Source organism: Streptomyces sp. NPDC005302 (assembly GCF_040607345.1).
GTDB lineage: Bacteria > Actinomycetota > Actinomycetes > Streptomycetales > Streptomycetaceae > Streptomyces.
Map to the genome: position 1 here is coordinate 236,983 of NZ_JBEXGN010000010.1, position 20,989 is coordinate 257,971.

Consider the following 20,989-nt stretch of genomic DNA (forward strand, 5'->3'; position numbering starts at 1 on the left):
AAGCGCGCAGGCGTGTCCAACCCGCAGAGGCAAGCGAGAGGAGCCACCGAGTGCCGGGGGCCCAGGAACAGATCACCCAGCCGGAGGACGTCGTGACCGACGACGCTCTGCTGGCCACGCGGGCGGCCGAGGGCGACGAGGAAGCCTTCGAGTCGCTCGTACGACGCCATGCCCCGCGGCTGGTCGGGCTGGCGACGCGGCTGCTGGGCAGCCGTTCGGAGGCCGAGGACGCCGTGCAGGACGCCTTCGTCAGCGCGTGGCGCAAGCTGCCCGAGTTCCAGGGCCGGTCCTCCTTCGGCACCTGGATGTACCGGATCGTCACCCACCGCTGCCTGAACGTGCTGCGCGCCCGGCGCCAGGAGAGCGGCCTCGACACGGTCGCGGAGATCGCCGCTCCCGAGCACATCGCCTCGCCGGCACGGCTGGCGGAGTCCCGCGCGGCACTGGGCGAGTTGCAGACCGCTCTCGCGGACCTGTCGGCGGAGCAGCGCACGTGCTGGGTGCTGCGCGAACTGGACGGCCGCTCCTACGAGTTCATCGCGGACACCGTCGGGATCAGCCAACAGGCGGTCCGCGCCCGTGTCTTCCGCGCACGACACCGACTGACACAAGCGATGGGGGCTTGGCGATGACCCACCACTCCGGTCCGCCGGACCGCCGGCCCGGGTTCGACGAGGACGACGAACTGCTGCCCTGCGGACGTCCGCTCTCCGAGGTCTGGGAGACCGCGGAGGACCCCACCCGTACCGACGTCCACGGGGAGCTGTGCCCGCACTGCGGGCGGGCCCGCGACGAGTGGACCCGGCTGGAGTCCCTCGTCGGCGGCCTCCGCGACGAGACGGACACCGTGGCCTCGTACGACGCCACCCCGCTGACACGGCGGGTGATGGACGTCGTCCGGGTCGAGCTGCGGCCCGGCAGGCCCCTCCCGCTGGGTGACCCCGCCGAGGACCTCTGGATCATGGAAGCGGTCGCGGCCCGCACCCTGCGCACCGCCGGGGAGACGGTCGCCGGGGTCCGGGCCGGGTCGTGCCGGATCGTTCCCCACGCGCTGTCCGCGCCGGGCGATTCCGCCGGGGTGGACGTGCGGCTGGACATCGTCGCCCCCGTGGGCGCCGCGCTGGAACACCTCGCCGAGCGGGTGAGGGACCAGGTGCTCGACGCGGCGCGCACCCGCCTGGGTATGGACGTGACGGCCGTGGACATCCGCATCACCGATCTGACCGGCCCCGTGGCCGACTTCGAGGAAGGCCAGGACCGATGACGCGGTACGCCGTGCACGACACGTTGACGGAGGCACTGGCCCGAACGGTCCTCGAGGTGCCGGGGGTCGCGTTCCTGAAGCCGGGCCTCGGCGATCTGCTGCGCTCGCGCACGGGTGCGGGGGCCGGACGGACCGGCAGGCAGCCGGCGGGGATCCGGGTCACACGCGGCGACGGGTCCGAGCCGTGGGAGGTGGACGTGCGGATCGTGGTGCGCAAGGAGCGTCGCGGCGTGGACGTCGCCCGCGCCACGCGCCAGGCGCTGGAGGAGTCACTGGCGACGCTGCTCCCGGACAGCAAGGCCTCGGTACGGGTCACCGTCACGGGACTCGTGTAGCCGTACGGGCCTGCCGCGCCCCAGGCACGTATGACGGCACTCAGAAATGACGGCATGGGGAGGGGGAGTGCCCGGAACGGACGCGTGTCCCGGTCACTCCCCTTTTCCTGCCCGCCACAGGAAACCCCTGGCGGCCCCGCGGCAGTCTCCCGCGGGGCCGGCGATGCGCCGCGTCAGCTCTTGGGCATCAGGACCGTGTCGATGATGTACACGTTGGCGTTGGCGGTCTTCACATTGCCGCACACCACCTTGGCGGAGTCGTTCACGGTGTACGACTCCCCCGAACCGCTGGTCATCAGCTTGCTCTTCTCCAGCGTGTCGAAGGAACCCTTCTCCAGGTCCTTCGGCGCCAGCTTCTGGCCCACGACGTGGTAGGTGAGAATCTTCGTCAGCTGCGCCTTGTCGGCCAGAACCTTGTCGAGGGTCGCCTTCGGAATCTTCGCGAACGCGTCGTTCGTCGGCGCGAACACGGTGATGTTCTCGGCATTGTTCAGCGTGTCCACCAGGCCGGCCTTCTTCACGGCCGTCACCAGGGTCGACAGCGCCGGGTTGTTGGACGCCGCCGTCGCCACCGGGTCCTTGGCCATGCCGTTGAAGGATCCCGCGCCGTTCTTCGGCACCGAGGCGCAGCCCGGTCCGAACGGAGCGTCGGAGCTGCCCGCCATGCCCGACGAACCGGCGGAAGCGTCGTCCGAGGCCGGCGCGGAGGCAGACGACTTGGCCGAACTCGACGCGTCGCTGTCCTTGCTGTCGCTGGAACACGCCGTCAGGGCGATCGGCAGTACAGCGGCAGTGGCGAAGGCCACCGCGACGTGACGGATACGCATGCTCATGAGGTTCTCCTGTCGGAACGAAGCAGCATTCGCGGCGCTGGCCGGCAAATGCCGTGGTTTTCGAGCGGAAATTCCGTGGAGAACGAAAGGGCGGTCCTCGAAGAGGCACCTGCCGTACGCCCGGGGGCGGTTGTCGAACTCCTCGTTTCTCGGCTCACACGGGGAATCCGGCGCAGGAGCGGTCTTGGATTGGTCGGAGTTCGCGCAATCGCCGATTCGGGGGAAATTCCTTCCGTGACCAATCCGGAAGGCGAGCAGCTTCGGAGAAGGCGCCCACACGTGTCCGCGGCGGCCGGGCCCGGCGTCCGGCATTCCCCGCACGACTCCAACACGCCCGGGTCGACGCCCCCCTGACGCACCGACGCACCGACGCACCGGCCCGAACGCATCGAAGCCGCGGCACGGTGGCCGCGGCTCCAGGACACAGGACGTAGGACAGGGGACAGGGGACAGGACGGTTCAGTCCAGGGGGACGAACACCCGGATCGACTTGCCGCCGCCCGGACACGGCTCGATGGTGATGTCCCCGGAGAGGCGGATGATCAAGGGCCATCCGTACCCGTTCGCCTGACGGTGCTGCGGGATCTCCCCGGTGCCGTAGGCGTGGACGGGAACGACGTCGCTGCGGTCACGCACCTCCAGCCGTACGCCGCCGTCGGTCAGGACCGCCTCGAATCCGGCGAGCCCGTCACCGTGCCGGATCGCGTTCGTGACCAGTTCCGAGACGACGAGCAGCAGGTCGATGACCGCTTCCTGGCTCACCCCGCGGGCCGGGGCTCCAGGGTGCTCGCGCAGCAGCGTCTGCACGTGGCGGCGTGCGGTCGCGGCGCTGGTGACAGCGCTGGTGACAGTCAGTCGGGCCGTGGGCGGACGGGCGGTCGGCCCGGTGAGCGAGACGAGCTGCGGGACTTCGTTCTGGTGGGTCATGGTGGTGTCCCTGAGGTCGGATTCGCCCGAACCGCCCGCTCCCGCGCTTGGGCCGGCCGCGGGAGGGGGGTCGGCGGGAGTCATCGCTCGCTCGCCGTGACCCGGAGTTCCAGCGCTTCCTGGACACTGCCGGCGAGGACGAAGAAGCCCTCGGTCCCTGTCACGTCGAACAACCTCCGGACGATGTCACTGAACGGTCCGCAGACCACCATGAGGGTGCCGCAGGCCCGGTGGGCGCGCTGCGCCTCGAGGAGGACGTGCAGGATCGACGAGTCCGCGAAGGTCGTCTCCGACAGATCTACCACCGTACGGGACGAGCCCACGCGCTCCGCGAGGTCGAGCGCCTCTTCGAGTTGGCTCGCGCTCTCGTAATCGATGTCGCCACCCACCCGTACGACGAAGGCGTCCTGGGCCGCCCTGTGCGTCACGGAGGCCTCCAGCCCGTCGGGCATCTGAACACTCTTTCTCGTCTGATCGCGCAAGGTCACCCCTCGAGCCGGGTGTCGCGGTCCGCGCGTGGCTCCCGTACCGTTCGGCACGGGAGCCGTTCGTGGATGCACGGCCGCGGACCTCGACCCCCGCACCCCCGGCCGACGTCTGACGGCGACTCACGCGGGCTGCCTCGGCGGCAGACTCCGGTAGTAGCTCCCGACGCTCGAGAGGTACGTCGGGTCGAGCGTCTCCCGGTCGGTCTTGAACACGGGCGCCGACTTGATCTCCTCGCGGCTGCACGCCACGGTGATCTTCTGTGTCTCGGTGTCGATGCCGTCGACCACGCCTACGGGAACCAGCACGCTCTTCCCGAACACCCACACCCCGGTGTCGACGACGAGGTGCCGCATCCCGGCGTCGTCCGCCTGCCGGTCCACATGCCCTATGGTCCCGTCGGTGGCCTCGACGCTGTAGCCGGCCAGTTCGTGCACCTCGGGGTGGTTGAACTCCGGTGCGTACGACCAGATTCTGTCGACGGTCATGTCGTCCTCCTTCAGCTCGCCGGTCCGCCCTGCCGTCATCACGCTCATGGCGCGTACGCGGCAGGAAGCAGGCCCGAAGGCGGGAATCCGCCTCCGTGCCGCCCTCTGAGCTGCAAATACCCTGCTATCCGGTCTGCACTCGGTGGAATCTCTTTGCGAATCAGGGACCTTGGAGTCGCATGCCCCATCACCCGGCGGGACGGGGCCCCTCAGCCCGTTCCGGGGTGCTGCTCGCCGTCCTTCACCCGGCAGGGTGCCGTGAGGTGGTCGAGGGTCCCCGTGATCTCCAGCAGCCGTTCCAGGTGCGGCGGGCGCTCGTCCAGGTGGAGGCGCACGCGGGCCGCGTCCGTACCACGCCGGATCATCAGCAGGGCGGACAGTCCCATCGAGTCGATCCCGCGAAGTCCGGCGAAGACGAGGTGAAGGTCGAGGAGCCGTCCCCCGGCGGAGTGCCGGACGGTGAGGTTCTGTTCGACGGTGCTCCTCAGTTCGTCGCAGGTCTCGTGGTCGAGATCTCCGTCGACGCGGACCACCAGATCGGTGGCCCCGCCCTCGACGGTGAGCGTGAAGGACGGTGGACGCGAAGTCGTCATGCGAGCTTTCCAGGCCGGGGAATCGTGCGGGCGGGCGTTCCTCGCGTGCGGGCGTGGCGCCCGTCCGGGCCGAAGGCCGCCGGCAGTCGGGTGGGAGTCGAGAAGGAGAGCGCCACCGCGCGCGGCCGTTCTCCGTACGTACAGGTGGGAGGAGCGGTCATGCCGTGTACCTGCCCCTGGTGTGGCCGTTCACCGCGCTCAGGTGCGCGTGGTGGGGGGCGGTGACCGCGACCATCGCCATGTCGTCGTGGAGTCCGTGTCCGACCCACCGCGCGGCGAGTATCTGGACATGCTCGACCACGGCTTCGGCGGGCATGCCCGCGCACCGGGTGAGCGCGCTCTCCAGCCGCTGGAGGCCGAGGAGTTCGTCTCCCAACGGTCCTCCCCTCGCCTCGGTGATGCCGTCCGTGAAGAACAGGCAGGTCTCGCCCGGCGCCAGTTCGACGTGGACGGTGGTGGAGCTGATCTCCCAGAACGCGCCGACCAGTGTCCCCCGGGTCCTCGCCTGCTCGACCAGGCCGTCGGCGCGCACGATCAGCGGCGGCGGGTGGCCCGCGCTGGTGACGCGCAGGTGGACCATGCCGCCGCGGCGGACGACGGAGGCCAGGGCGAGGGTGGCGAAGCGGGTGTGGTGGGAGTTCATCAACGCGCCGTTGAGCAGGCCGAGCAGGCGCTGGTGGTCCGCGGCCAGCGGCAGGAGCGCCTGCACGGTGTTGCGGATCTTGCCCGTCAGTACGGCGGCTTCGAGTCCCTTGCCGCACACGTCGCCGAGGACGACGAGGGATTCCTGTCCCTCGTCGGTACCGGGGTGGACGTCGTAGAAGTCGCCGCCGACGCGCTCGGTCCGGCCCGCGGGACGGTACTTCCCGGCGAACTCCACGCCGTGCACGCTCCGCAGCCGGGGAGGCAGCAGTTCGCGCATGAGGGTCGTGGTGATGGCCGCCTGCTCGGCGTACATACGGGCCGCCGACAGGGCCGCGCCCGCGCGTGCGGCGAAGAGGCGGGCGAAGATCTCCTCGCTCTCCGTGAACGCGGCGTGGTCGCTGGAGCGGAGCAGGATCAGGGCGCCGGCCGGTACCCCGTGACCGGGCAGCGGCGTCACGACGGCGGAGCCGACGGGTTCGGTGAAGCCGTCGGGGACGATCCATCCGGGGACACCGGCCGGGTCGATCCAGCGGGAGGGCACGGGCGGGAATCCCCGCAGGGCGTCACTGAGCCCGGGCAGTTGGCCGACGTCCTCCAGCACGGTGCGGTGCACCAGGGAGCCGTCCGGACCGCAGAGGGTGAGGGGCAGCTTGCGGCCGAGCGCCGGGGCGACGATCACGGCGGCGTCGGCGAGGTGTTCCGCCGCCATGCGGGCCGTGACCTCCATGCACCGCCCGACGTTCAGCGAAGAGAGGAGGGCAGTGGAGGCACCGGCCAGGAAGGCGGTGCGTGCGCGCTCGCTCCTGAGGGCGTCCTCCGCGAGGCGCCGGTCGGTGTCGTCGACCAGCCACCACATGACGTCGTCGTCCTCGGTGCAGGTGGGGTGCGCCTCGAACGTACGGTCTCCGACACGGCCGCCCGCGGGTGGAGCGGGGCCGGCACGCCGGGGGCCCGGGACGTTCGCCCGCAGCCGTGTGTGCGCGTCCGCCATCCACTCGGGGACGACGTCCCGCAGCGGTGCGCCGGTGACGGCGCCCGGGAAGAGCGCGGCCGCCGCGACGTTCACGTCGATCACCGCGCCGGATGGGTCCGCGACCACCACGGGGTAGGGGGCGGAACCCCATGTGGCGCCGAGGCCGACGCCGCGCGGGCTGGCAGGAGGCTGCTGGGGAGTGTCCACGAGCAAGGGCCCGCGTCTGCGGGCCCACCACCTTTCAGGACGACAGATTGTTTCCGTCCGGCAACCATCTCCCGGCCGTCCCGCCCACGGCAAGCCGCTCGGGCGAAGTCACACGAACAGGGGACACCCGGGCCGGGGTTCCGTCGCGTCGGCGCCGACGGGACCCCGCCCGGAGGTGTCACCGGCGACGGCTGCGCGTGGCCCAACCGCTGCCCACGCCGGCGACGTGCAGGGCGAGGAGGGCGAGACCGATGAGCATGACGTTCGTCGAGGTGAACACGTCGTTCGTCGATATGTCCGCCGCGTTGATGAGGAACGAGATGAAGAACAGTACGGCGGCAACGATGCCGAGCATGAGGTCTCCTTGTGTCGAAGTGGTGGAGACCGGATGCCCAGCGGATGCGACTCGACACTCTGTCGGGTGCCGATTCCGCTGCATCCGCCGTGCGGCCCCGCCCGGAAGACAGGAGGACGCGCCGTGTTCTGTACACCATGTCCTCCGATGGCCGCGTAAGGGAGATCCGATGATCGAGGTCGAGCGCACGCTCACGCTGCACCACCCCCTGCCCGATGTGGTGGCGTACCTGGCGGACTTCGCTCACACGCAGGAGTGGGATCCGGGAACGGTGAGCTGCCGTCCGGCCCGGCCCGGTGTTCCCGTAGCCAAGGGATCCGAATGGCAGAACGTCTCGGAGTTCCGCGGCCGGCGCACCGAACTCCTCTACCGGCTGGTCCGTTGCGAGGACCGGCGGCTCACCTTCGTCGGGCGGAACCGGACGGCCACCTCGACGGACGACATGACCTTCCGCGAGGAGGACGGTGGGACACGGCTCACCTACCGGGCCCGTATCGAGTTCCGCGGAGTGGCCAAGCTGGCGTCACCGTTTCTCCGCAAGGAGTTCGAGCGGCTGGGGGACGAGGTGGTCCGGCGGATGCCGGCGGCGGTGGACGGCCACCTCGGTGCCGCGGGACGGCCCGCCGGCTGATCGCGTGCTCCCGTTTTCCCGCGCCACCGGTGCAACCGACCGGCCGACTCCATCAGAATAAAGGGGCAAAGCACAGGTAACGGGCATCGCACGTGTGCCCTCTCCCGGTAGCGAAGGGAAGCGCCATGAAGCTCCAGGACGAACTGCCCGTCGACCACCAACTGGGTGCCGTGTACCGCTGGGGCGCCGCCTTCTGCGGCGTGGTGCTGCTCATCTTCGGCAGCCTCGGCTTCGCCGACGCGCTGAGCCCCTTCACCACGGACGGGAACACCGTCGCGGGCCTGTCCAGCAACGGCGCCCTCAGCCTGATCTCCGTCCTGGTCGGAGCCGCGCTGATCGCCGGCGGCGTCATCGGCGGGAACTTCGCCTCCGGCCTCAACATGGTGGTCGGAACGCTGTTCCTGCTCAGCGGGTTCGTGCACATCTTCATCCTCGACCGGCCGGCCAACATCCTCGGTTTCGGCATGACCAACGTCATCTTCAGCTTCGTGATGGGGCTGGTGATCCTGACGTTCGGCATGTACGGGCGCGTGTCGAGCAAGCTGTCGCACGACAACCCGTACTGGCAGCGGCGTCACCCGCGCGAGGCGGCACAGGAGTCCCTGGCCCGGCGCAGGCAGCCCACCCCGGCCGGAACCCTGCCCGCGGGCGGCACACGGACAGCCCTCGACGGACGGACCGGCACGCCCGGCCGGCAGAGCACCGGCTGAACGGCTCGACCGGTCGACACGACGAGGGGCGCTCCCCCGGGCGGAAAACCCCGGGGAAGCGCCCCTCTCACACGTCCGCTCTACGAAGCAGCCCCGGCGGAGGCCCGTACGCCGTCACGCGTCACTGCCCCTTCCACCGGACCGGTCGCCCGCCACACGCTCTCGTCGTCCTCGGCCAGTCCGAGTTCGGCCAGGCCCTTCAGGTGGCCGAGCACGGTCGAGCGCTGGAAGCCGACGGTCGCACTCAGCTCACCCACCTCGGCTCCGCCCGTACCGGCTTCGGCCAGCCGCTCCCAGGTGCGCACGGCGTGCCGGCTCAGGCCGCTCTCGCTGACCTTCCTCGACACGACCCCGGCCGTCCCACCGGTGCTGTCCTGTCCGGGGATCGGAGCACTGGTCCGGGTCGTCCCGGCGTTCCGGGGGACGGACCGCTCCTGCACTGCGCGCGGTGATCTCCTCGGTCCGACCGGACGCGGCGTCATGTTCACCTTGCGGTGCCTACGGCCCTTGCGGTGTCGGCTCATCGATTCCTCATCTCCGCCTCGACGATGCTCACAGGAGAAGAACGAGCGGGATCCGACAAGGTAGTTCAGCCGTTCGAAGGACAGGGCCGCGCGGCCACCGCCGGGCCTGACACGGCGACGACGGGGTAAGCGGGCTGCGGAAGCCGACCCCGCACCGGAAGGAATGCCATGCCAGGAATGGTGCAGCGCCTCAAGGAGTTCGCCAGGAGTCCCCAGGGACGGCGGACGGCCGAGGAGATTCGGCGCGCCGCGGCGGATCCCCGGCGCAGGGCCCAGGCGCAGCGGCTCTTCGGCAAGCTGCGCGGACGTCACTGACCCCGGCGCCTACTGCCGTGACGAACCCCGATCTTTGCGACGATCGGGGTTCGAGGTGCGTCGAATCGAGCATCCGGGGTAGCCAGGCCTCCTATACCCATATTTTTTACGTAGGAGGTAAGCGTGTCCGCAGACCTGGAGCCGCTGTCCATCGATGTCACCCTGCCCCGTGAGGACGCGGTGCTCCTGACCGTCGAGGGTTCCCTGGACATCGACACGGCCACGGAGTTGCAGCATCACTTGGCGAACCAGTTCCATCACGGGCGCCGCCGGTTCCTGATCGACCTCTCGGCTGTGCCCTTCATGGACTCTTCGGGGATGAACGTCCTGCTACGGAGCTATCAGGAGGCGCGCAACGTGTCGGGCAGCGTGCACGTCATCGCACCGACGCCTGCCGTACGACGGGTTCTCGACCTCACCGGAGTCAGCCTCACGGTGTCGGTGTCGGAGACCCTGGACGAGGCACTGGCGCTGGTGGACTCGCGGCAGGCGGAGGAGGAGCGGACGGGGACGTCGGCGCCCTGATCCGGCCGGCCCTCTCTGTTCGGCGGAACTGTCGGTACACGACGCGAGGTGGGGCGGACCCGAACGGGTCCGCCCCACCTCGCGTCCGGCGAGCATCACACGCGCGGACCGGGCACGCCCACGCCCTGGCCGGTCAGCGTCCCGGCCTCCGTGTGCGTCCGCGCCATCGGTGCGGGGACCGTCGTCAGGCCGTTCGTCGCGACAGCGGCCGGCCCACCGCTCCCCACCAGCGCGCTCTTCTCGGACTCCCGCCGGTTGCCGCCGGCCGCGAGCATGGCGTCGGCCGCGAAGACGGCGTCATGGACACCGGTCTTCCCCGTCATCACGCACAGGGTGTACGTGACGTCCTCCAGTCGACGCGCCGTCTCCAGCGTCTCCCTCTCGGCATAGGCGATCTTCAGAGCCGCGTAACGCGTCAGCAGTCTCCGGACAACCTTCGGGTCGGGCACGAGCACGGCGAGGGTTCCTCTCTCTATTTTCCGACCGTGTGCCCGGTGAGCGCCGATTCATTCACAACAGGGGCCCCACACAACCTCTTTGGCTCAACGCTTTCTCCGTGGCGACATCGCGTCGCACCCGATCCCGCACCGGATCGGTGTATGGCACAGGTGTGGCCTGGAGGAACTCGGGCACTCGAAAGTCCGGGCAATTCCCGTGGCCCGCGCGGCCGCTGGTACCGCAGGCAGTCGCACCGGAACCGTCAGGACGGCGGGCACCTGCGAACTCCCCATGACCTCTGACACGACCCGCGAGAAACCTGTGCGGAAGGAATGGAAACATGGCGACTTCCACGACACCGAAGTACACCGTCCCCGGCATCAGCACGCACGACGGCGGCCGGATCATCGATGTGCTGGGCAAGCGCCTGCACGCCCTCAACGACCTTTCGCTGACGCTGAAGCACATTCACTGGAATGTGGTGGGCCCGCATTTCATCGCCGTCCACGAGATGCTCGATCCCCAGGTGGACCGCGTCCGTGAGATGGCCGACGACGCGGCCGAGCGGATCTCGGCGCTGGGCGGCGTTCCGCTCGGTACGCCGGGCGCGCTCGTCGCCGAGCGGTCCTGGGACGACTACAGCCTCGGCCGGGCCGACGCCATCGCCCACCTCGGCGCTCTCGACCTCGTCTACACCGGCATCGTCGAGGACCACCGTGCGGCCGTCTCCGAGGTCGGCAAGATCGACCCGGTCACCGAGGACCTCCTCATCGAGCAGCTGCGCTCGCTCGAACAGTTCCAGTGGTTCGTCCGCGCTCACCTGGAGAGCTCCGGCGGTTCCCTGTCCCAGGGCGACGCCCACACGGAGCAGGACGCCGCGCGATCGGCCGCGCGGTAGCGGCGGGAACCAACGGCGGCACGGAGCGGCCACAGCGGTGGGGCCCGGACCTGACACGGTCCCATCGGCTTGCCTGTCGGGCCGAGGGCTCGCAGCCTCTCTCCCGCCCGCACCCGAGGGCGACGCGGTCACCACGCCGGCTCGGCGCTCAGCCGCGCGCGATACAGCTCCGTACGGTCGTGCCGGAGCTCCCGGTGTGGACGCGCACCAGGTCCGAGACGACGTGCACGAGGAACAGGCCACGTCCGCCGATCTGCTCGGGGCGCGGGGAATGCCGGCCGGCCAGCGGGTCGCTCAGCCGTCCCCCGTCCCGCACCTCGCACACGATCTGCTCGCTCTCGGCCCAGATCCGCAGGGTTCCCGAACCGCCGCCGTGTACGACGCTGTTGGTCGTGAGCTCCGCGACGACGAGGTTCAGGTCCTGGAGGCGGTCCGGTGCCATTCCACGTTCCCGGGCCTCGGTCGTCGCGAAGTCGCGGGCGGCGGGCAGGCCTGCCGCGTCGAACCGGACGGTGGCCGCTCCGGGCGGGTGGCGCAGGGTCTCGTTGCAGCGCTCCAGCACCGCGTCCGGATCGAAGGAGGGGCTGACACGCTCCAGCCCGCCGCTGATGACGACGGGATGCGTGGCGTGCGCGTCGGCGATCACCTCGTCGGAGAGGGCCCGCGCGTCGTACGGGCAGAGAATCGTTACGTCATGTCCGTCGAACGCCCGGTTGATCAGGGCCTCGTGCTGGAGACAGGCCGGGTACTCCGCGGCCGTACGCCCGTGCCACACGGGCTCGCCGATGATCCGGACCCGCCTGCCCCGGTGGGCGTCCGTGAACCGCCGCAGTACCGAGGGGATGATGCGGCCCGGGTTCCTGCCGTCCCGGGTCATGTCGATCCAGCGGACGTCGTCGCCGAGCGGTCCGAGTTCGCGTCGGATCAGTTCCAGCCGCCGGGCCGGCACGGCCACCGCCACCGGTTCCGCGGCCGCTACGCCCTCCGCGACGAAACGCGTCGTCGCCTCCACGTATTCACGGTCGCCGCGATAGAGGAGCGCCGGGTGGACGAAGGGGTCGTCGCACGGTGCCGTCGGCGTCACGACCCGGCTCCCGGGTTCCCCGCGGTGGCTCGCACGGCCGGGCCCGTCCTTCGGCGCGCCGCGGCGGATCCCGCCCGTGCGCCGTCCTCTTGCCACTCGATCTCCACCGACTCACCTCGCCGACCGTTCTGCGCGGCAGGTCCGGCCACCCCGGGTCCCGCCACGTGGCCCGCGCCGTATCGGCCGCGCCTGGTCCTCACTTGCCCCGCTTTGCCCGCCGGAACCGTCCGGGTCCCCGTTCGAACGTTGACACGTCGGAGCGCATCCGGACGGTTCCACCGGCTGGAATGTCTGCCGCCCGGACCCCGTCCGGACGCCCCGAACACGGATCTGAAAAAAGTTTCCCTTCGGGGGGCATGAGCGGTGTGATGCCGGGCAGACGGGTGCTGGCATCAATTCCTTCGGACGATTTGGGGTGGACGGCATGGCAGCCGTGACGGCAGCGAAGGCAACGCACACGGCGCAGCTGGCAGCGACGACGGTGGAGAGCACGCTCCCGCAGATCGCCGAGCCGCTGAAGGTCAGCCCGAAGGACGCGCGTGAACTGTCCCGGCAGTTCTTCGACCGGCTCACGGTGCTCGAAGAGGGCACGCACGAGTACCAGTACGCGCGAAACACCCTGATCGAGATGAACCTCTCCCTCGTCCGGTACGCGGCGGCGCGCTTCCGCAGCCGCAGCCAGGGCGAGATGGAGGACATCGTCCAGGTCGGCACGATCGGGCTCATCAAGGCCATCGACCGGTTCGAGCTGACCCGCGAGGTCGAGTTCACCTCCTTCGCCGTGCCCTACATCGTCGGTGAGATCAAGCGCTTCTTCCGTGACACCAGCTGGGCCGTGCACGTGCCGCGCCGTCTGCAGGAAGCCCGCGTCGAGCTCGCCAAGGCGACGGAGGAGCTCCGCACCCGCCTTGGCCGCACGCCCACCACCCGTGAGCTGTCCGAGCTGATGTCGCTGTCCGAGGAAGAGGTCATCGAGGCCCGCAAGGCGTCGAACGGCTACAACTCCTCGTCCCTCGACGCCGCGCTCACCGCCGACGGTGGCGCCGACGGTGAGGCCGTGCTCGCGGACTTCCTCGGCGAGGAGGACCCGTCGCTGGAACTGGTCGAGGACTTCAACTCGCTGGCCCCGCTCATCGCCGAGCTGGACGACCGCCAGCGCCGGATCATCCACATGCGCTTCGTCGAGGAGCGCACCCAGGCCCAGATCGGTGAGGAGCTCGGCATCTCCCAGATGCACGTCTCCCGGCTGATCACCCGCATCATCAAGCGGCTGCGCACGGGCCTGATGGACCCCGCGGTCGCCTGACCCGCCCGCTCGTCACACCCGGTTCGACGGTCCCGTCGTTCCCCGCCAGGACTCCGGTCCGGCGTGGGGCGGCGGGACTTCGCCGTACGCAGGCCCGTCCCCTCATACGCAGAGCGTCCTGTGTGTCCCCTTCGCGCGCTCTTATTCCTGCTCGCGCCGACATTTTCCGGCTGCCGAAGAGTTATCTCTCACGCTTTGTTCACAACCCGCGTTCTGGGTTAGCCTGCGGCGTATTTTCTTGGCGGGACGACCCGCGATCCGCCGGAATTTCCACGGACAGGTGTGGGGGCCGCCGTGGGCCCGGCGTGGTTCCGAGTTCCGTGTCACGGGACTCCAGGGGAGCGGAACGAGGGTGGGCATGACCAGGGCAGCGAGCGGGACGTCCGGACGGACCCCGGGCGAGCAGGAGTTGCGTCAGTTGCTGGCCGGCCTCACCGCCGTGCGCGACGGCGACTTCGGCACCCGGCTTCCCGACGAGGCGGGCGGTCTCCTCGGCGACATCGCGACCGTGTTCAACGGCATGGTCGACCAGCTGTCGGTGTTCACCTCCGAAGTCACCCGGGTGGCCCGCGAGGTGGGCACCGAGGGCACGCTGGGCGGGCAGGCGGAGGTGCCGGGTGTCTCCGGTACGTGGGCCGATCTCACCGACTCCGTCAACGCCATGGCCGGCAACCTCACCACCCAGGTCCGTGACATCGCGCAGGTGGCGACGGCGGTGGCCAAGGGTGACCTGTCGCAGAAGATCGACGTTCCGGCGCGCGGCGAGATCCTCCAGCTGAAGGAGACCGTCAACACGATGGTCGACCAGCTGTCCGCGTTCGCCGACGAGGTCACCCGCGTCGCCCGCGAGGTCGGCACCGACGGTCGCCTAGGCGGCCAGGCCCAGGTGCCCGGCGTCGGAGGCGTCTGGCGCGACCTCACCGACTCCGTCAACTTCATGGCCGGCAACCTCACCGCCCAGGTCCGCAATGTCGCGCAGGTCACGACGGCGGTGGCCCAGGGCGATCTGTCGCAGAAGATCACCGTCGACGCCCGCGGCGAGATCCTCGAACTCAAGAACACCATCAACACGATGGTCGACCAGCTCTCCGCCTTCGCCGACGAGGTCACCCGCGTCGCCCGCGAGGTCGGCACCGACGGACGGCTCGGCGGCCAGGCCGACGTCAAGGGGGTCAAGGGCACCTGGCGCGACCTCACCGACTCCGTCAACTTCATGGCCGGCAACCTCACCGCCCAGGTCCGCTCGATCGCCCAGGTGGCCACGGCCGTGGCCAAGGGCGATCTGTCGCAGAAGATCACCGTCGACGCCCGCGGCGAGATCCTCGAACTCAAGGAGACCATCAACACGATGGTCGAGCAGCTCTCGGCGTTCGCCGACGAGGTCACCCGCGTCGCCCGCGAGGTCGGCACGGCCGGCAACCTGGGCGGGCAGGCCACCGTGCGGGGTGTCTCCGGCACGTGGAAGGACCTCACCGACAACGTCAACGTGATGGCGTCGAACCTGACCGGACAGGTCCGCTCCATCGCGCAGGTGGCGACCGCCGTGGCCCGCGGCGACCTGTCGCAGAAGATCACCGTGGAGGCGAAGGGCGAGGTCGCCGCGCTGGCCGACGTCATCAACACGATGGTCGACACGCTGTCCGCGTTCGCCGACGAGGTGACCCGCGTCGCCCGCGAGGTCGGCACCGAGGGACGCCTCGGCGGCCAGGCGCACGTACCGAACGTGGCGGGCACCTGGAAGGACCTCACCGACAACGTCAACTCGATGGCCAACAACCTCACCGGACAGGTGCGCAACATCGCCCTGGTGACGACGGCCGTGGCCAAGGGCGACCTGTCCAAGAAGATCGACGTCGACGCCCGCGGCGAGATCCTCGAACTCAAGACGACCATCAACACCATGGTCGACCAGCTCTCCGCGTTCGCTGCGGAGGTCACCCGGGTGGCGCGCGAGGTCGGCAGCGAGGGCCGGCTCGGCGGCCAGGCCGAGGTGGAGGGCGTCTCGGGCACCTGGAAGCGGCTGACCGAGAACGTGAACGAGCTCGCCGGCAACCTCACGCGCCAGGTCCGTGCGATCGCCGAGGTCACCAGCGCCGTCGCCGAGGGCGACCTGACCCGTTCCATCACCGTCGAGGCCTCGGGCGAGGTCGCGGACCTGAAGGACAACATCAACTCCATGGTGGAGTCGCTGCGTGAGACCACGCGCGCCAACCAGGAGCAGGACTGGCTCAAGACGAACCTGGCGCGGATCTCCGGCCTGATGCAGGGCTATCGCGACCTGGACGTCGTCGCCGACCTCATCATGGACGAGCTCACCCCGCTGGTCGCCGCGCAGTACGGCGCGTTCTACCTGGCCGAGGAGACCGCCAAGGGGACGGAGCTGCGGCTCGTCGGCTCGTACGGCTACCCCGACGAGGACGGACGGCCCACCCGGATCCCGCTGGGCCGTTCACTCGTCGGCCAGGCCGCGCGCAGCCGCCGCGCCATCACCGTCGACGACGTGCCGCCGGGCTACGTCACCATCTCCTCCGGTCTCGGACGGACCGCGCCGACCGCCCTCGTGGTGCTCCCCATCGTCGTCGAGGAGCAGGTGCTCGGCGTCATCGAGCTGGCCTCGGTGGTCCGCTTCACGCAGGGCCACCGGACCTTCCTCGAGCAGCTGATGGAGACCATCGGCGTCAACGTCAGCACGATCGTCGCCAACGCCCGCACCGACGAACTGCTCGGCGAGTCGCAGCGGCTGACCGCCGAGCTCCAGGCCCGTTCGGAGGAGTTGCAGGTCCAGCAGGACGAACTCCAGCGGTCCAACGCGGAGCTGGAGGACAAGGCCTCGCTGCTGGCGACCCAGAACCGCGACATCGAGGCGAAGAACCTCCAGATCGAGCAGGCCCGGCAGGAACTGGAGGCGCGGGCGCAGCAGCTGTCGCTCGCCTCCAAGTACAAGTCCGAGTTCCTCGCCAACATGAGCCACGAGCTGCGGACCCCGCTCAACAGCCTGCTCATCCTGGCCCAGCTGCTGGCGCAGAACCCCTCGCGCAACCTCACGCCGAAGCAGGTCGAGTACGCCGGGATCATCCACTCCGCGGGTTCCGACCTGCTCCAGCTGATCAACGACATCCTCGACCTGTCCAAGGTCGAGGCCGGAAAGATGGACGTCACCCCCGAACGGGTCCCGCTGCGCCAGCTCCTGGAGTACGTCGAGGCCACCTTCCGTCCCATGACGTCGCAGAAGAGCCTGGACTTCACGGTCAGCACCGCTCCCGGAGCCCCGGTCGACCTCCTCACCGACGACTCCCGGCTGCGCCAGGTGCTGCGCAACCTGCTGTCGAACGCGGTGAAGTTCACCGAACGCGGGCAGGTCGAGCTGCGGATCGAACCCGCGGCGGACCAGGAGATCCCGCCGGGCGTCCGGCGTGGCGGAACCGTGGCGGCCTTCCGGGTCAAGGACACCGGCATCGGCATCCCCGAGCAGCAGCTGGAAACGATCTTCGGCGCGTTCCAGCAGGCGGACGGGACGACGAGCCGCAAGTACGGCGGGACCGGGCTCGGGCTGTCCATCACCCGGGAGATCGCCCATCTGCTGGGTGGCGCGGTCACCGTCGACAGCGTGCCGGGGCAGGGCAGTACGTTCACGCTCTTCCTGCCGGTCGCCCGGCCCGAGTTCGAGGCGCTGCTGGCCGGCGGCCGGAAGCCGGAGGGGGGCCCGGACGCGTTGGCGCCCGCGGAGCCCCGGCACGCGATCGCCGGTTCGGCCGGCCCCGACCGCTCGCGCCGGCGCCGGCTGCTGGTCGTCGAGGACCGGCCGCGTGGCCTGCTGACGCTGGTCGCGGAGAGCGCGGTCGGGGATGTGGCGCGCAGCCGTGACGAGGGTGACGCGCGGGAGTCCGTCGACGTCGTCACGGTCGTCGGGGCGCAGGAGGCGGCGAGTGCGCTGGCCGCCGAGCCGTGGCACTGCGTGATCCTCGAACTCGGCCTGCCGGGCGGGGAGACGGCCCGGTTCCTCGAAGCCGTCGAGGGCGACTCGGCTCTCGCGACCGTGCCGGTCCTCGTCCACAACGGCAGCCGCGTGGACCTCGCGCAGGAACAGGCGCTGCAGTCCCGCTCCGGCGCCCGGTCCCTGGAATTCCTGTCCAGCCTGGACGAGTTGCGCGAGCGCATCGCCCTGCACCTGTCCGCCGAACAGCCCGGCGACGTGGTGCCGCTGGTGCGCGCCGAGGAGGAGGCGAGGCGCCAGCCGGCGCAGCCGATCGACGACGCGTTCCGGGGCCGTACGGTGCTGGTCGTCGACGACGACGCCCGCAACCTGTTCGCGCTGAGCGGCATTCTGGAGCTGCACGGCTTCCAGGTGCTGCACGCGGAGAACGGCAGGAAGGGCATCGAGACGCTGCTGGCCCGGCCCGAGATCGCGCTGATCCTGATGGACGTGATGATGCCCGAGATGGACGGGTACACCGCGACGGCCGAGATCCGGAAGATGCCCCAGTACGCCGGCCTGCCGATCATCGCGGTGACCGCGAAGGCCATGCCGGGAGACCGGGAGAAGAGCCTCCTGTCGGGGGCCAGCGACCACGTCACCAAGCCGGTCGACACCAACGACCTCATCGCCTGTGTCCACCGCTGGCTCGGAGAGTGACATGGCGTTCGGCACCGACAGGTGCGGCCGGGCGGCGGGAGAACCCCCCGTGCCGGCACCTCTCCCCCGCGCCTTCGGGCGTCCCCGCCGAGGAGCAATCGCACGGTGAACAGTCCTGAAGCTGCCGGCGACGACGACGTGTCCGGGGCGTCGGAGGTGGAACGGGCCGAGGTTCCCGCGGGCACGGGCCGGACGTCTCCGGTCGGTCGGCTGGCGGCCACGGTCGAGCGGCTGCGCCGAGAGGTGCGGGCGGCCCATCTGGAGGCGGACGGGCGCGCGCTGATCGAGCTGGCCAAGGGCATCCTGGTCGAGCGGTTGAGCTGCGGTCCCGCCCAAGCGGCCCGCCAGCTCGCCGAGTTGGCCGGACAGGCGAGGGTGCCGCAGCTCCAGCTCGCCGTCGAGATCATCAACCAGGCGGCGCACGACCGGCTTTCCGAGGTGACGAGCACCTTCCTCGCCCTCACGGCGGCTCACGCCTCCGAGGACGACAGCCCCGCCGTGCGACTGCGCGCCGCGGAGAGCGGCGCGCTGGCCGCGAACGACACCCAGGCGGTGGCCGACTCGCTGCTCCAGCACGCGCTGGCCCCGCTCGGGGCCGTCGCCGTGGCCGTCTGGGCGGCCGGCGCTGACGGTTCGCTGACGCTGGCGGGCAGCGCCGGGTTCCCGGCCGACGAGGCCAGGCGCTGGCGCTATGTACCGCCGGGGGTGGCGACGATGGCGCGCCGCGCGCTGACCGAGCGGTCGACGCAGTGGGCCGCTTCGCTGTCGGGCACCGGGCTGCCCTCCATCGGGCACGCGGACCGTCCGGACGGCGGGCGCGTGGCCGTCCCGGCCGGTTCCGGGGGCCGTGTCCACGGCGTCCTCGAGATCGCCTGGCCGTCGGTGCTGGCGCCGCAGCCCCCGCAGGTCGTCCGTCAGGTCGAGGCGCTGGCCGAGCTGTGCTCGCACACGCTGGAGACGCATGCGCCCGCGGGCGAGGACCGGGAGGCGCTCGGGACGGCGGAGGTCGCCGAACTGGTCGACCTGGTCGACGGGCTGCACGATCCCGCTCTCGTCCTGGTGCCGCACCTGGACGGTCAGGGGCGGCTGGCGGACTTCCGCATCCGCCACGTGAACAGCCGGTTCCTCGACCCGGCGGGCCGGCGCCGGGGATCCGTCCAGGGCGCGCTGCTGCTGGAGGCCTACCCGATGGCCGCCGGGGAGAGCGAACTGTTCCAGTGCATCGAGCGTGTGCACGCCACCGGGGAGCCGTTCCGGGCCCGGCGGATGGATCTGACGGCGCTGGTCGACCAGGTACCGCTGTCGTCGGTGGCCGACATCAGCGTCAGCCGGCACGGCGGGGCGCTGCTGTTCATCTGGCGCATCGAGGACGAGACCGCGCGGCTGGCGAGCCTGCTCCAGCACGCCCAACGGCTCGGCAGGATCGGCGGGTTCGAGGAGAACCTGCTGACCGGCGAGATCATCTGGAACGACACCCTCTTCGACCTGTACGGCCGCTCCCCCTCGGTCGGCCCGGTGCCGCTGGAGGAGTTGTCCGCCCACACGCATCCGGACGACGCCGTCACCATCGGCCGCTTCCTGCGTACGGTCCTGCACCATCGCAGGCCCGCGTCGGCGGCGTTCCGGCTGCAGCGGCCCGACGGGGTCACCCGGCACATCCGGATGGTGGCCGAGCCGGTGCTCGACGCCGAGGACCGGCTGTTCGTGGTCCGCGGCGCCTATCAGGACATCTCGGCCCAGCACTGGACCGAGGTCGCGCTGGCCGTCACCCGCGACCAGCTCGCGCACACCGAGCAGCAGGCCCATGAACGCAACCGGCTGACTCTCCAGCTGCAGCACGCGATCATGCCGCCCACCCAGGCCCCGTTGCGGGCGCCGGGACTCGGGGTGGCGGTCCGCTACCGGCCGGCGGAGACCGAGCAACTGGTCGGCGGCGACTGGTACGACGCCGTCGTGCTGCCCTCCGGTCTGGTCCTGCTGTGCGTCGGGGACGTGGCGGGGCACGGCATAGAGGCCGCGACGAGCATGGTGGTCCTGCGCAACGCGCTGCGCGGACTGGCCGTGACGGGTGCCGGACCGGGCCAGCTGCTGTCGTGGCTCAACGCCGTGGCGCACCATCTGACCGGCGGAGTCACCGCCACCGCGGTCTGCGGGATCTACGATCCGCGCCGCCGCGTACTGCGCTGGGCACGGGCGGGGCATCTGCCCCCCGTGCTGGTCCGTGACGCGGACGCCACTCCGCTCCCGCTGGTCAAGGGCATCCTGCTCGGCGCCGTACCCGAGGCGACGTTCGAGGAGGACGAGGTGCAACTGGCCGTCCACGACACCCTGTTGATGTTCACGGACGGCCTGATCGAGCGGCGCGACCGCTCGGTGGAGGTGTCGTTGCGCCAACTGCTCCAGGCGGCGCGTACGACCTCGCGGACCCTGGACCACCAGCTCGACCGGCTGCTGACGTACAGCAGGTCCGACACGGACGACGACACCTGCATCGTCGGTATCCAGGTGGAGGAGACCGGACCCCGGGACGGGGCCGAGGAGACGGGATGAGAGGCGGCGGGGCCGGAGGCGTCGTCGGCTGACGGGCTCCGGTCCGGGACCTTGAACGAGAGGCGGCCCCGCCGACAGCCGGGGGGGGTGACTGCCTGCGGGGCCGCGAAGCTCGGGTCCGCCAGGGGGGATGGCGTCCTCAAGCTGTCTCAGGATGCTGGTGCCCCGGTCTCAGCGATGCATGCACACGAGTTTCCGCGTTTCTTTCCCCCGGATGGAGCAGCATGACGGGGCCGGGGCGGGTACTAGGGAGGTCTCCGTCCGTCCTT

Annotated in this window: 20 protein-coding genes and 1 pseudogene; 11 read left to right on the plus strand and 10 right to left on the minus strand. The window is 70.6% G+C overall.

Features of this window, described 5'->3' with window-relative positions; translation table 11 throughout:
* Positions 1–50 precede the first annotated feature (50 nt).
* From ABZT74_RS17880 to ABZT74_RS17890, 3 genes are read left to right on the plus strand one after another with little or no spacing between them, the layout of a single operon-like run.
* The gene (locus tag ABZT74_RS17880; RefSeq protein ID WP_356436003.1) at positions 51–632 is read left to right on the plus strand and encodes a sigma-70 family RNA polymerase sigma factor; all 582 of its coding nucleotides are present in this window, start codon (positions 51–53) and stop codon (positions 630–632) included.
* The gene (locus tag ABZT74_RS17885; RefSeq protein ID WP_356436006.1) at positions 629–1,264 is read left to right on the plus strand and encodes an Asp23/Gls24 family envelope stress response protein; all 636 of its coding nucleotides are present in this window, start codon (positions 629–631) and stop codon (positions 1,262–1,264) included. The genes ABZT74_RS17880 and ABZT74_RS17885 overlap by 4 nt, the downstream gene beginning before the upstream one ends.
* Entirely contained in the window at positions 1,261–1,599 is a 339-nt protein-coding gene (locus ABZT74_RS17890; protein WP_356171337.1) for an Asp23/Gls24 family envelope stress response protein, read from the plus strand. Before ABZT74_RS17885 ends, ABZT74_RS17890 begins: the two co-directional genes overlap by 4 nt.
* A gap of 173 nt (positions 1,600–1,772) precedes the next feature.
* On the opposite strand, the gene ABZT74_RS17895 is transcribed toward ABZT74_RS17890, so the two are convergent.
* The 7 genes from ABZT74_RS17895 to ABZT74_RS17925 form a co-directional block, all read right to left on the minus strand.
* Positions 1,773–2,432, minus strand: coding sequence for a fasciclin domain-containing protein (locus ABZT74_RS17895; RefSeq protein WP_355878412.1), 660 nt, complete (start codon positions 2,430–2,432; stop codon positions 1,773–1,775).
* A 459-nt stretch (positions 2,433–2,891) separates the two neighbouring features.
* Entirely contained in the window at positions 2,892–3,359 is a 468-nt protein-coding gene (locus tag ABZT74_RS17900; RefSeq protein ID WP_356171332.1) for an ATP-binding protein, read from the minus strand.
* 80 nt (positions 3,360–3,439) lie between these two features.
* A complete protein-coding gene (locus ABZT74_RS17905; protein ID WP_356171329.1) occupies positions 3,440–3,811 on the minus strand; it encodes an STAS domain-containing protein in 372 nt (123 codons plus the stop codon).
* A gap of 156 nt (positions 3,812–3,967) precedes the next feature.
* Positions 3,968–4,333, minus strand: coding sequence for a PRC-barrel domain containing protein (locus ABZT74_RS17910; RefSeq protein WP_355878421.1), 366 nt, complete (start codon positions 4,331–4,333; stop codon positions 3,968–3,970).
* A 209-nt stretch (positions 4,334–4,542) separates the two neighbouring features.
* A complete protein-coding gene (locus tag ABZT74_RS17915; RefSeq protein ID WP_356171326.1) occupies positions 4,543–4,926 on the minus strand; it encodes an STAS domain-containing protein in 384 nt (127 codons plus the stop codon).
* Between the two features lie 157 nt (positions 4,927–5,083).
* A complete protein-coding gene (locus ABZT74_RS17920; RefSeq protein WP_356436010.1) occupies positions 5,084–6,751 on the minus strand; it encodes a PP2C family protein-serine/threonine phosphatase in 1,668 nt (555 codons plus the stop codon).
* Between the two features lie 178 nt (positions 6,752–6,929).
* Positions 6,930–7,106, minus strand: a complete 177-nt coding sequence (locus ABZT74_RS17925; protein WP_203659033.1) for a hypothetical protein — start codon at positions 7,104–7,106, stop codon at positions 6,930–6,932.
* Between the two features lie 169 nt (positions 7,107–7,275).
* On the opposite strand from ABZT74_RS17925, the gene ABZT74_RS17930 reads away from it, so the two are divergent.
* Together ABZT74_RS17930 and ABZT74_RS17935 are read left to right on the plus strand one after the other, a co-directional pair.
* Entirely contained in the window at positions 7,276–7,737 is a 462-nt protein-coding gene (locus tag ABZT74_RS17930) for an SRPBCC family protein (RefSeq protein ID WP_356436013.1), read from the plus strand.
* A 125-nt stretch (positions 7,738–7,862) separates the two neighbouring features.
* On the plus strand, positions 7,863–8,447 hold the full coding sequence (locus ABZT74_RS17935; RefSeq protein WP_356171317.1) for a DUF4383 domain-containing protein: 585 nt from the start codon (positions 7,863–7,865) through the stop codon (positions 8,445–8,447).
* Positions 8,448–8,527: 80 nt separating this feature from the next.
* Here the strand turns inward: ABZT74_RS17935 and ABZT74_RS17940 are convergent, their stop codons facing one another.
* Positions 8,528–8,794, minus strand: coding sequence for a hypothetical protein (locus ABZT74_RS17940; RefSeq protein ID WP_356436016.1), 267 nt, complete (start codon positions 8,792–8,794; stop codon positions 8,528–8,530).
* Positions 8,795–9,139: 345 nt separating this feature from the next.
* On the opposite strand from ABZT74_RS17940, the gene ABZT74_RS17945 reads away from it, so the two are divergent.
* Both ABZT74_RS17945 and ABZT74_RS17950 read left to right on the plus strand, forming a co-directional pair.
* Entirely contained in the window at positions 9,140–9,286 is a 147-nt protein-coding gene (locus ABZT74_RS17945) for a hypothetical protein (RefSeq protein ID WP_266610552.1), read from the plus strand.
* 123 nt (positions 9,287–9,409) lie between these two features.
* Positions 9,410–9,811 carry an STAS domain-containing protein gene (locus tag ABZT74_RS17950; protein ID WP_356171311.1) on the plus strand — a complete coding sequence of 134 codons (402 nt, stop codon included), beginning with the start codon at positions 9,410–9,412 and terminating at the stop codon, positions 9,809–9,811.
* 263 nt (positions 9,812–10,074) lie between these two features.
* Here the strand turns inward: ABZT74_RS17950 and ABZT74_RS17955 are convergent.
* A pseudogene (locus ABZT74_RS17955) lies at positions 10,075–10,266 on the minus strand (DUF5133 domain-containing protein); the annotation flags it as partial.
* Positions 10,267–10,589: 323 nt separating this feature from the next.
* On the opposite strand from ABZT74_RS17955, the gene ABZT74_RS17960 reads away from it, so the two are divergent.
* On the plus strand, positions 10,590–11,147 hold the full coding sequence (locus ABZT74_RS17960; protein ID WP_356436019.1) for a DNA starvation/stationary phase protection protein: 558 nt from the start codon (positions 10,590–10,592) through the stop codon (positions 11,145–11,147).
* A gap of 148 nt (positions 11,148–11,295) precedes the next feature.
* Here the strand turns inward: ABZT74_RS17960 and ABZT74_RS17965 are convergent, their stop codons facing one another.
* Positions 11,296–12,231: a sensor histidine kinase gene (locus ABZT74_RS17965; protein WP_356436022.1), complete on the minus strand. Its 936-nt coding sequence runs from the start codon at positions 12,229–12,231 to the stop codon at positions 11,296–11,298.
* A 424-nt stretch (positions 12,232–12,655) separates the two neighbouring features.
* On the opposite strand from ABZT74_RS17965, the gene ABZT74_RS17970 reads away from it, so the two are divergent.
* The 3 genes from ABZT74_RS17970 to ABZT74_RS17980 all read left to right on the plus strand — a co-directional run bounded on the left by ABZT74_RS17970 (position 12,656) and on the right by ABZT74_RS17980 (position 20,720).
* The gene (locus ABZT74_RS17970) at positions 12,656–13,537 is read left to right on the plus strand and encodes an RNA polymerase sigma factor SigF (RefSeq protein WP_355878450.1); all 882 of its coding nucleotides are present in this window, start codon (positions 12,656–12,658) and stop codon (positions 13,535–13,537) included.
* A 358-nt stretch (positions 13,538–13,895) separates the two neighbouring features.
* Entirely contained in the window at positions 13,896–18,170 is a 4,275-nt protein-coding gene (locus ABZT74_RS17975; RefSeq protein WP_356436025.1) for a HAMP domain-containing protein, read from the plus strand.
* A gap of 156 nt (positions 18,171–18,326) precedes the next feature.
* Entirely contained in the window at positions 18,327–20,720 is a 2,394-nt protein-coding gene (locus tag ABZT74_RS17980) for a SpoIIE family protein phosphatase (RefSeq protein WP_356436120.1), read from the plus strand.
* Positions 20,721–20,989: the final 269 nt, after the last annotated feature.

What these genes read in the sequence shown, in the direction of transcription:
- ABZT74_RS17935 (WP_356171317.1), top strand. Translation starts at nt 7,863, where the DNA reads ATGAAGCTCCAGGACGAACTGCCCGTCGACCACCAACTGGGTGCCGTG.
- ABZT74_RS17975 (WP_356436025.1), top strand. Translation starts at nt 13,896, where the DNA reads ATGACCAGGGCAGCGAGCGGGACGTCCGGACGGACCCCGGGCGAGCAG.
- ABZT74_RS17960 (WP_356436019.1), top strand. Translation starts at nt 10,590, where the DNA reads ATGGCGACTTCCACGACACCGAAGTACACCGTCCCCGGCATCAGCACG.
- ABZT74_RS17930 (WP_356436013.1), top strand. Translation starts at nt 7,276, where the DNA reads ATGATCGAGGTCGAGCGCACGCTCACGCTGCACCACCCCCTGCCCGAT.
- ABZT74_RS17925 (WP_203659033.1), bottom strand. Translation starts at nt 7,106, where the DNA reads ATGCTCGGCATCGTTGCCGCCGTACTGTTCTTCATCTCGTTCCTCATC.
- ABZT74_RS17970 (WP_355878450.1), top strand. Translation starts at nt 12,656, where the DNA reads ATGGCAGCCGTGACGGCAGCGAAGGCAACGCACACGGCGCAGCTGGCA.
- ABZT74_RS17945 (WP_266610552.1), top strand. Translation starts at nt 9,140, where the DNA reads ATGCCAGGAATGGTGCAGCGCCTCAAGGAGTTCGCCAGGAGTCCCCAG.
- ABZT74_RS17885 (WP_356436006.1), top strand. Translation starts at nt 629, where the DNA reads ATGACCCACCACTCCGGTCCGCCGGACCGCCGGCCCGGGTTCGACGAG.
- ABZT74_RS17900 (WP_356171332.1), bottom strand. Translation starts at nt 3,359, where the DNA reads ATGACCCACCAGAACGAAGTCCCGCAGCTCGTCTCGCTCACCGGGCCG.
- ABZT74_RS17915 (WP_356171326.1), bottom strand. Translation starts at nt 4,926, where the DNA reads ATGACGACTTCGCGTCCACCGTCCTTCACGCTCACCGTCGAGGGCGGG.
- ABZT74_RS17905 (WP_356171329.1), bottom strand. Translation starts at nt 3,811, where the DNA reads ATGCCCGACGGGCTGGAGGCCTCCGTGACGCACAGGGCGGCCCAGGAC.
- ABZT74_RS17890 (WP_356171337.1), top strand. Translation starts at nt 1,261, where the DNA reads ATGACGCGGTACGCCGTGCACGACACGTTGACGGAGGCACTGGCCCGA.
- ABZT74_RS17910 (WP_355878421.1), bottom strand. Translation starts at nt 4,333, where the DNA reads ATGACCGTCGACAGAATCTGGTCGTACGCACCGGAGTTCAACCACCCC.
- ABZT74_RS17895 (WP_355878412.1), bottom strand. Translation starts at nt 2,432, where the DNA reads ATGAGCATGCGTATCCGTCACGTCGCGGTGGCCTTCGCCACTGCCGCT.